Annotated in this window: 1 protein-coding gene; it reads left to right on the top strand. The window is 73.3% G+C overall.

Annotated features, from left to right (window positions below; all coding sequences use genetic code 11):
- The first annotated feature begins 194 nt into the window (after positions 1-194).
- Complete coding sequence (locus HMPREF3115_RS00360) at positions 195-749, top strand: RBBP9/YdeN family alpha/beta hydrolase (RefSeq protein WP_053297346.1); 555 nt, start codon at positions 195-197, stop codon at positions 747-749.
- Positions 750-771 lie beyond the last annotated feature (22 nt).

The raw sequence follows: 771 nt of genomic DNA, 5'->3' as shown, positions 1-771 counted from the left end.
GCGGCGGCCGGCGGCATCGTCGGCGCGAACGTCCGCTAAGCGGCGCGGCGTCCGCCCCGCGCGGGGCCGGGCGCCGTCCCGTCTCTTTTCGCACACATCGTTCCGGCATTCGCTCGACAGGCAGCATCAGGGAGGAACGGATGTGCGACACTTCGTCGGCTCCTATAACTCATTCATTTGCCGACGATCCTTCGATGAACGATCCCCTCGTTTTCGTCCTGCCGGGCTACGGCGACTCGGGCCCGCTCCATTGGCAAAGCCGTTGGGCGCGCGCGGATGCGCGCTTCGTGCGCGTCGCGATGCCCGACTGGGAACGCGCCTTCCGCAACGGCTGGTGTCTCGCGCTCGATCGCGCGGTACGCACGGCGCCGGGCCCCGTGCTGCTCGCCGCGCACAGCCTCGGCACGCTGACCGCCGCCTGGTGGGCGACGCGCTATGCGCGGCCCGACACGCTCGCGAAGGTGCGCGGCGCGCTGCTGGTCGCGCTGCCCGATCCGTCCGGGCCGGCGTTTCCGGCCGACGCGCACGGCTTCGGGCCCGTGCCGCTCGAACGGCTGCCGTTCCCGACGCGGGTGGTCGCGAGCAGCGACGATCCGTACGGCTCGCTCGCGTTCGCGCGCAACTGCGCGCAGGCATGGGGCAGCGTATTCCACGAACTCGGCCCGCGCGGCCACATCAACGCGGACAGCGGGCTCGGCGACTGGCCCGACGCACGCGGCTGGCTCGACGCGCTCGCGCAGCGCGGCTGACGGGCGCCGGCGCGAGCGCCCG

This window comes from Burkholderia sp. HMSC10F09, assembly GCF_001806955.1.
Taxonomy (GTDB): Bacteria; Pseudomonadota; Gammaproteobacteria; order Burkholderiales; family Burkholderiaceae; genus Burkholderia; species Burkholderia multivorans.
The sequence above is the reverse complement of the archived record's forward strand: the minus strand, read 5'-3'. Positions and strand labels throughout refer to the sequence as shown.